General features: G+C 70.4%; 9 protein-coding genes. 4 read left to right on the top strand and 5 right to left on the bottom strand.

Going from position 1 to position 7,747, the window contains the following annotated elements; translation table 11 throughout:
• Positions 1-356: transposase family protein (locus ACTWQJ_RS42015; RefSeq protein WP_443311683.1), on the bottom strand; the 356-nt coding region annotated here is incomplete at its 3' end.
• Between the two features lie 257 nt (positions 357-613).
• On the bottom strand, positions 614-1,546 hold the full coding sequence (locus tag ACTWQJ_RS42010; RefSeq protein WP_443311682.1) for an alpha/beta fold hydrolase: 933 nt from the start codon (positions 1,544-1,546) through the stop codon (positions 614-616).
• Between the two features lie 97 nt (positions 1,547-1,643).
• Between ACTWQJ_RS42010 and ACTWQJ_RS42005 the strand changes: the two genes are divergently transcribed.
• On the top strand, positions 1,644-2,261 hold the full coding sequence (locus tag ACTWQJ_RS42005; RefSeq protein WP_443311681.1) for a TetR/AcrR family transcriptional regulator: 618 nt from the start codon (positions 1,644-1,646) through the stop codon (positions 2,259-2,261).
• Between the two features lie 109 nt (positions 2,262-2,370).
• Positions 2,371-2,910: a GNAT family N-acetyltransferase gene (locus ACTWQJ_RS42000; RefSeq protein WP_443311680.1), complete on the top strand. Its 540-nt coding sequence runs from the start codon at positions 2,371-2,373 to the stop codon at positions 2,908-2,910.
• 345 nt (positions 2,911-3,255) lie between these two features.
• Here the strand turns inward: ACTWQJ_RS42000 and ACTWQJ_RS41995 are convergent, their stop codons facing one another.
• Positions 3,256-4,077 (bottom strand): SGNH/GDSL hydrolase family protein, encoded by an 822-nt coding sequence (locus tag ACTWQJ_RS41995; protein ID WP_443311679.1) that lies wholly within the window; start codon positions 4,075-4,077, stop codon positions 3,256-3,258.
• A 386-nt stretch (positions 4,078-4,463) separates the two neighbouring features.
• Here ACTWQJ_RS41995 and ACTWQJ_RS41990 point away from each other — a divergent pair, with 386 nt between their 5' ends.
• Complete coding sequence (locus ACTWQJ_RS41990) at positions 4,464-4,664, top strand: type II toxin-antitoxin system VapB family antitoxin (RefSeq protein ID WP_443311678.1); 201 nt, start codon at positions 4,464-4,466, stop codon at positions 4,662-4,664.
• A gap of 21 nt (positions 4,665-4,685) precedes the next feature.
• On the opposite strand, the gene ACTWQJ_RS41985 is transcribed toward ACTWQJ_RS41990, so the two are convergent.
• Together ACTWQJ_RS41985 and ACTWQJ_RS41980 are read right to left on the bottom strand one after the other, a co-directional pair.
• Positions 4,686-5,177: an NUDIX domain-containing protein gene (locus ACTWQJ_RS41985; RefSeq protein WP_443311677.1), complete on the bottom strand. Its 492-nt coding sequence runs from the start codon at positions 5,175-5,177 to the stop codon at positions 4,686-4,688.
• 36 nt (positions 5,178-5,213) lie between these two features.
• On the bottom strand, positions 5,214-6,302 hold the full coding sequence (locus ACTWQJ_RS41980) for an ADP-ribosylglycohydrolase family protein (RefSeq protein WP_443311676.1): 1,089 nt from the start codon (positions 6,300-6,302) through the stop codon (positions 5,214-5,216).
• A gap of 182 nt (positions 6,303-6,484) precedes the next feature.
• On the opposite strand from ACTWQJ_RS41980, the gene ACTWQJ_RS41975 reads away from it, so the two are divergent.
• The gene (locus ACTWQJ_RS41975; protein WP_443311684.1) at positions 6,485-7,621 is read left to right on the top strand and encodes a glycerate kinase; all 1,137 of its coding nucleotides are present in this window, start codon (positions 6,485-6,487) and stop codon (positions 7,619-7,621) included.
• Positions 7,622-7,747: the final 126 nt, after the last annotated feature.

Genomic DNA, 7,747 nt, shown 5'->3' with positions numbered 1-7,747 from the left:
GCGAAATCATCAACGCCCAGTACTCTGACCGGGCCGGACGGCGGATCCGGCACGGTATGGAGCAGGCTCAGGAGCACGTCCTTGGCCACCGGCATCCCCAGCAGCGCGGCCAGCCTGGCCCCGGGACGCCCCGCCAGCACCAGCGCGATCGACGACAGCATCTGCCGTAATACCGGCGTGTATCGGGCGTGCGGCCGGGTCAGGCCCTCTACCTGCTCGGCGAACGTCACTGCGGCGCAGCGGGAGTTACTGCACTTGAACCGCCTCACCACGAACTCGATCACCACCGGCGTCTGCCCGACCGGCGCGTCCCGCAGCTGCCGCGTGTACCGGCCGTGCACCCGCCAGGACGGCATGCCGCACCTCGGACACCGCACGGGCAGCGCCCGGCACGACGTACGAAACGTGACCACCTCGGCGGCCCGTTCTACCGACTCCATCACCACACCGGTTAAATGCGGCAGCAACCGCCCCAAATCCCCTGAACCGCACACCCCGTTGATGCCCAGTTCAGACCGGCTCCGTCACAAGATCTCCGACAGAGCCCGTAATTCCCCAGGTCTTGGCCGTGTGGAGGGTGAGTGGAATCTCGGCCCGTCAGCTTTGGCAGCGGTCAGGTGACGGAGTCCATGAAGCTCAGCATTCGGCGATTGACCTCCTCTGCGTGGTCAATCTGTGGTCCGTGGCCGGTGTTGGAGACGATCTCGGCGCGGGCGCCGGGTATCAGGCGCGGGATACGCTCCACTTGCCGGCGTGGGTGCACGAGGAGGCTTCGCTTGCCGAGTACCAGGTAGAGCGGGGTGTGGATGGTGGACAGTTCGTCCTCGGACAGGGGCAGGGGAGCCGGGCGGCGTATGCGGTAGGCACGGACGCCCAGTCTGATCATCGTGCGCAACTCCGGCACGACGAGGACCGGCTGCTCCAGCCAGGCTGCCAGTCGTGGGCGTAGCGCCTTGGGCGCGAACGTCGCGAAGAGGCCGGCGAAGAGCCAGACGAAGAAGCGCAGCCCCACCTTCTCCAGGCCGCCGGGGTCGAGCAGCGTGACCGAGGCTAGGCGGTCGGGCCTGCGGTGCGCTTGGTTGAGGGTGAGCCATCCGCCGTAGGAGGAACCGACAAGGTGCACGCGGTCGAGTCCGAGCCCGGCGAGTGTCTCGTCCAGCCACTGTGCGGCACGTTCGGGTCGATGGATGGGTTCGCGCTGCATGCTGCGTCCCGGATCACCTGGGGTGTCGATTGCGTAGACGGGGCGGTCGGCGCTGAGGGCCGGGGTGTTCGGATACCACATGGCAGAGCAGGACCCCGCCCCGTGCACCAGGACGACGGGGGTGCGGGACCGGGCGGTCGGGTCTGCGGGGCCGTACCGATAGACGTGTGTGGTGCCGAAGGAGGTCTCCACGTCCGTTTCCGCGAGCGCGGGCGCCCCTAGTGCGTATACCGCGTCGCACGCCGCGAAGTAGCGGTGACGCAAGGCATCGCTCACGTAGCGGCCGACATCGGCCTGGCTGCGGGTCGTGGTCTCGGACACTGCCACCTCCGGGATCTCCATTCTTCGTGATACGAACGTACCACCTTGGTGGTACAGCTGTATCATCATGAATTGGGGGCGCCCCAGCCAGGGCGAACAGAGAGCAGAGAGGCGGCCGATGCCCAAGCGCGTGGACCACGCAGAACGGCGTACCGAGATCGCCGAGGCACTTGTCCGGGTGGCCGGGCGACGCGGCCTGCACGCCGTGGGGATGCGCGACGTGGCGGCGGAGGCGGGAGTGTCGCTGCGGCTGGTGCAGTACTACTTCGAGACCAAGGAAAAGTTGCTGCTCTACGGGCTGCAGCATCTGGCGGAGAGGTTCGGGGAACGCGTCGCGGCCCGGTCCCGGACCGTCGGGGACGACCCAGGACCACGCGCGATGATCGAGGCGCTCCTGATGGCGTCGCTGCCGACCGACGAGGCGAGCCGAGCCTTCCACCTCGTCTATACCTCGTACGCCGTTCTGGCCGTGACCGACCCGGCGCTCGCCGCCCAGCCATTCATCCGGAACCCTGATGCCGCCGAGGAGGTCCTGGCAGGACTCCTCCGGCAGGCGCAGGAGGCGGATCTCGTCGAGCCCGGTGTGGACGTCCAGTTGGAAGCAGCCAGCCTGTTGGCCATGTCCGCGGGACTTGGCACCAGCGTCCTTGTCGGCCAGCGCAGCCCGCGATCCGCCGCCGCAGTGCTGGACCACCACCTGAACCGGATCTTCCAGGGCAGTGATGAAGATCCGTGAGCCTGCCTGACGATTGGCACTTGACTTCCAACACCCTTGATCATTGCTGTTGTTGAAAGTGAGCGAAGTCGGTCCGTGTTGAACCGAAGACGAGATCTGGGATCTTCATATGCGTGACTGGAGCCTGTCAGCCGAGGAGTTGCAGACCCCCCGGCTGTCGCTGCGGCGTCCGAACGAAGCTGATATCGATGCGATCTTTGAGATCCATAGTGATCCCGGGACCTGCGTGCACAATCCTTCCGACGCGCTCGCCCGGTTCGAGGAGGCGGAGGAGCTCTATCGGCGCTGGAACGACCAGTGGGAGCGGTGCGGATACGGGTACTGGGTCGTCCGGCGCCATGGCTCTGAGCAGCAGCTGGGCTTCTGCGGGATCAAGCCCATGGCCCTGCACGGGATGCAGGTCCTCAACCTCTTCTACCGCTTCGCCACCTCGGCGTGGGGTCAGGGTTTCGCGGGCGAAGCCGCCAGCGAGGTCACGGCCTGGGTGTCCCGCCGAGTTCCCGATCTCCCCCTGATCGCCAGGGTTCGACCGGCCAATATGGCTTCCCAGCGCGTGGCGATCCGGGCCGGCCTGACTCGGGCGGAGCACCTCGACGCAATCGGATACGACGGTCTCGACTGGATCTATGCGGTGAAACTCCCAACCTGAACAGCCTTGCCCTGTCCTCCGGTGCGCACGTTGACCTCTCCAGCTCGCAGATCGAGGGACGGCTACGACTCCGAGATGGTCACTCGACCGGCACCGGCGTGATGCCTGCACCACTGAGGATGGCGACGAGTGGCCTGTTCATGGGCCGAGAGTTAGGGCGCCTGCCCGCTCGGGGCGAACCGATATCCGCCGCACCCGTGTGAGGAGACCCTCTCCCGGGCGTATCGCGGCTTCTGCCCGGGGTGGCCCTACCACCAGCAGGGGTGTAGCAGCGTGAACAGGTTGTATCGGCCTGGGGGAGCGGTCGAGCGCGCGGCCCCGCCACCGCCCATCCTGGGTGGTGCCTCAGGCTACGGCGGCCAGGACGGGGAGGTAGCCGAGGGACTGGCCGGATGCCGTGGGGTGGTAGGACTCGGTGGGTGCCAGGAAGTGGATGCTGCGCAGCCACGGGTTGGGCGAGCAGATTTCGTGGCCGGTGAAGGCGGTACGGACGTCGGCGAACGTGAACCCGTGATCGGCGGCGCGTTTGGCGATCACGCGGTTGAGGTGGTCCACGGCGTCGTTGAGGGCGGAGCGCACCGTGTCCGGGAAGCCCGCCCGGCAGGTGCCGTGGAGTTGATACAGGCGCGGATAGCCGAGGACCACGACGTGGGCGGCGGGTGCCCTCCTGGTGATGGCTGAGTACAGGCGGTCGAGGTTGCCCGGAAGGGGGCCGTCCATGGTGGCGCGTGCGTCGGCGAGGGCGGACAGGCAGGTGGTGATGCCGCGCAGTACGCACGTCGTCATGACGGTTCCGAAGCCCACGTCGCTGCCGCCGGCGGTGATGCTGACCAGGTCGGTACGCGGTGTGAGCGGACCGAGCTGGAGTGCCATGACGTCGCTGGTCCGGGCGCCGTTGCACGCGGTGAAGCTGAAGGACGAGGGTGCGTGGGCTGCAGTCCACAGGGCGGCATAGGACCTGCCGCTGCGTTGGCAGTCGGCGCTGGAGGAGAGGTAGTCGCCGGCTCCGACGCCGGCGGAGTACGAGTCCCCCAGGGCCACATAGTCCGTGGCTGCCGTGTGCGGCGCCGCTCGGGCCGTCGTGGGCCCGGCCGTGGGCCCGGCGACGGTGCAGGCAGCGGCGAAGAGGAGGGCGGAGGTACATGCCGCGATTCGGGACTGTCTCATGGAATTCCTTTATCGCGGCGCGCGACCGACTCTGCCTGCCGTGGTCGTTCCGGCTGCTCGGCCGTGTTGACAAGGGTCTGCGATCGTGCCGCTTGTGAAGCGCCGCAGTATCAGGGATCCGTCGGCCGGAGCCGGCGGCGTAGCGATGTGGCGCCGTACGGGTGGACGTCACCCGGTGGGCGTCAGCCGGTGGGCCGTCAGCCGTTCGGATGTGTCTGTGTCACGGCTGCTCCCGGGTGCGCTGTTCCATGCGGGCTTCGACCCGCTGGTTGTACTTCCCGACGTCGACATCGGCCTCGCTGATGGGGCAGGTGCCACCCACGGTCCCCAGCGGGCGGGCTCGTGCCCAGCCCACCGCGGCGGGGCGCTGGTGCTACGGTCCGTGCATGGCCAAGGTCAACGTCACGCTCGACGCCGAACTTGTCGTGGAAGCCATGGTGCTGGCGGGCGTCGGCAATCCCCAGGACGCCGTCGAGCTCGTGCTGCGGGACTACGTCGAGCGCGGCCACCGTACGGAGGCCCGGGTCGCCGAGCGTGACGAGGCGCTGCGTGAGGTGGATGCCAAGCCCTGCGACGTGGAGGGCTGAATCCGCCCGGCCCCCGCCCGGTCAGAGCACTCGGTGGCCGTTCTCCAGCTCGGCCGTTCCCGACCCGTCCGAGAGGACGTCGAGCGCGGTCAGCACGCGGCGGCCCAGGGCGCCGGGCAGGAAGTCGGTGAGGTCCTCGCGGGGTACGAGTCGCCAGGACAGCAGTTCCTCCTCCTGCAACCGGATCGCCTTGAGGTCCTCCTCGCCGAGCACCCCGCCGTCGTACAGATACGCCACCAGCGGCGGCCGGGCCGTCCCGTGCACCCAGTCCACGGCGAGCAGCCGCCCGAGCTCCCGGTCCAGGCCGATCTCCTCGGCGGTCTCCCGGCGCGCGCCCTGGCGCGGGGTCTCGCCGTCGTCGGACTCGATCGTGCCGCCAGGAAGCGCCCAGCCATCACGGTAGTTGGGCTCGACGAGCAGTACCCGGCCCTCGGTGTCACGGAAGAGCGCGGCGGCACCGGCGAGGACGCGGGGCAGGCCCGCGATGTACGTGGCGAAGTCAGGAGTGGTCATCCAGGAAGGGTAACCAGGGCGGGCTCAGGGCCTGTCCTACTGGTCGGCGTAGTCGGCCTCCGTCCGGGCCAGTCGCAGGGTCCGCTCCGCCAGCTCGCTGATCCGTACCCCGTCGAAGCCGAACACCGCGCTGCGCACCGTGTCCTCCAGCGGGTCCTTCCACTGGGCCGGGATCGCCTCCGCACCGGTCAGGACACCGGCCACCGAACCGGCCGTGGCGCCGTTGGAGTCGGTGTCCAGGCCACCGCGGACGGTGAGTGCGATGGTGCGGGTGAAGTCGCCGTCGCCGTACAGCAGCCCCGCGGTGAGCACCGCCGCGTTCGGGATGGCGTGGATCCAGCCGAGCCCGGCGGTCTCCTCGGCCAGCGTCGTCAGCGTGTCCTCCCAGGTCATCCGGGTCTCGTGGAGCGAGGCGACGCGGCGCACCGTGCGGGCCAGCCGGCTGCTCGCCGGGACGACGGTCAGCGCCTGGTCCACGGCGTGCCGGACGGTGGGCGCCGTGAACGCGGCCGAGATCAGCGCCGCCGCCCACATCGCCCCGTACACGCCGTTGCCGGTGTGCGACAGCACCGCGTCCCGGCGGGCCAGCGAGGCGGCGCGGGACGGGGCGCCCGGGCAGGTCCAGCCGTAGATGTCGGCGCGGATGAGGGCGCCGATCCACTCCTGGTACGGGTTGTCGTACGTCGCCGTGAGCGGCGGCTTGAGTCCGTTGGCGAGGTTGCGGTAGGCCGCCCGCTCCGCCGTGAACGTCTGCAGGTACGGCAGCCGCAGCAGCCACAGGTCGCCGACCTGCTCGGTGCTGAAGCCGAAGCCGTGGGTTTCCAGGAGGTCCAGGCCGAGGACGGCGTAGTCGACGTCGTCGTCGCGGCAGCTGCCGTGGATGCGGCCGCGGACGCACTGGCGCCACTCCGGGCGCAGCTGGGGGCTGTCGCCGTCGGGGGGCGGCTCGGGGAGGTAGTCGGTGAGGGGCAGGGCGGAGGCCTGGCGCAGGTAGCGGTCGATGCGGTCGCGCGTCCACAGATCGCCCTGCTCGACCGGTTTGCCCAGCATGTTCCCGGCGATCCGGCCCAGCCAGCCCCCGAGGATGCGGTCGGCGAGCTCTGGCTCGGTGCCCACAGGGGTCATAGGGAAGGTTTACCCGAATCCGGCGGCCGTCACAGGCGGATCTCAGGGGCTTTCCAGGGTGTTCCACGGTCCGGTCAGGGGCATGACGGCAGGGCTGTGCTGCGGTTAGGGTCGCAGCGGCGCGACTGGCCCCGACATGCGTGGGGCCCGGAGAGCAAGGGGAAGACAAGGTGGCTGACGCTGTGGACGGTGCCCGTCGGGTGCTCATCGCCGCGGACAAGTTCAAGGGGTCGCTGACGGCCGTGGAGGTCGCCGAGCGGGTGACGGCCGGACTGCGCCGCGTCGTACCGGACGTCGACGTGGAGGCGCTCCCGGTGGCCGACGGCGGCGACGGAACCGTGGCCGCGGCGGTCGCGGCCGGGTTCGAGCGGCGTGCGGTACGGGTTGCGGGGCCGCTCGGCGACGAGGTGACCGCCGCCTTTGCGCTGCGCGGCGACACTGCCGTCGTGGAGATGGCCGAGGCGAGCGGGCTGCAGCGGCTGCCGGCCGGGGTCTTCGCGCCGCTCACGGCATCCACTTACGGGTCGGGGGAGTTGCTGCGGGCCGCGCTCGACGCGGGGGCGCGGACGATCGTGTTCGGGGTCGGGGGGAGCGCGACGACGGACGGCGGTGCGGGGATGCTGGCCGCGCTGGGGGCGCGGTTCCTGACGGCGGAGGGGGAGCCGGTGCCGCCGGGCGGCGGAGGGCTCGGCGCGCTCGCGTCCGCCGATCTGTCGGGCCTCGACCCGCGGCTGGCGGACGTCGAGTTCGTCCTTGCCAGCGACGTCGACAACCCGCTGACCGGGCCGAAGGGGGCGCCGGCGGTGTACGGGCCGCAGAAGGGGGCCTCGCCGGACGACGTGGCGACGCTGGACGCGGCGCTTGGGCACTTCGCGAAGGTGCTGGAGGAGGCCATCGGGCCGAAGGCCGGGGAGTACGCCGCGTCGCCGGGCGCCGGCGCGGCGGGTGGGATCGGGTACGGGGCGCTGATCATCGGGGCCCGGTTCCGTCCCGGTATCGAGGTGATGCTCGACGTCCTGGGCTTCGCCCGCGCACTGTCCCGGGCCGATCTGGTGATCACCGGTGAGGGCTCGCTGGACGAGCAGACCCTGCACGGCAAGGCTCCGGCGGGGGTCGCGGCTGCTGCGCGGGCCGCGGGCAAGGAGGTTGTCGCGGTGTGCGGGCGCCTCGCGCTGCCGCCTCAGGCGTTGGGCCGGGCCGGGATCCGGCGGGCGTACCCGCTGACGGAGGTCGAGCCGGACGTGGCGAAGTGCATCGCGGAGGCGGGGCCGATCCTGGAGCGGGTGGCGGAGCGGATCGCGCGGGACTACTTGGGCTGAGGCGGGTCTTTTCTCGCCCCGCCGCCCTTACCCATTCCCATCCCCAGGGGCTCCGCCCCTTCGACCCGCCGGGGCTACGCCCCTTGGACCCGGCCAGGGGCTGCGCCCGTCGGACCCGGCCAGGGG

It is taken from the genome of Streptomyces sp. KR55 (genome assembly GCF_052245645.1).
In the GTDB taxonomy this organism is placed as follows: Bacteria; Actinomycetota; Actinomycetes; order Streptomycetales; family Streptomycetaceae; genus Streptomyces; species Streptomyces flavusporus.
This window is presented reverse-complemented; position numbering and strand designations above follow the sequence as displayed.

Excerpts from the sequence above, each read along its gene's own strand:
- ACTWQJ_RS42000 (WP_443311680.1), top strand. The coding sequence starts at position 2,371 with ATGCGTGACTGGAGCCTGTCAGCCGAGGAGTTGCAGACCCCCCGGCTG.
- ACTWQJ_RS41995 (WP_443311679.1), bottom strand. The coding sequence starts at position 4,077 with ATGAGACAGTCCCGAATCGCGGCATGTACCTCCGCCCTCCTCTTCGCC.
- ACTWQJ_RS41990 (WP_443311678.1), top strand. The coding sequence starts at position 4,464 with ATGGCCAAGGTCAACGTCACGCTCGACGCCGAACTTGTCGTGGAAGCC.
- ACTWQJ_RS41985 (WP_443311677.1), bottom strand. The coding sequence starts at position 5,177 with ATGACCACTCCTGACTTCGCCACGTACATCGCGGGCCTGCCCCGCGTC.
- ACTWQJ_RS42005 (WP_443311681.1), top strand. The coding sequence starts at position 1,644 with ATGCCCAAGCGCGTGGACCACGCAGAACGGCGTACCGAGATCGCCGAG.
- ACTWQJ_RS41980 (WP_443311676.1), bottom strand. The coding sequence starts at position 6,302 with ATGACCCCTGTGGGCACCGAGCCAGAGCTCGCCGACCGCATCCTCGGG.
- ACTWQJ_RS42010 (WP_443311682.1), bottom strand. The coding sequence starts at position 1,546 with ATGGAGATCCCGGAGGTGGCAGTGTCCGAGACCACGACCCGCAGCCAG.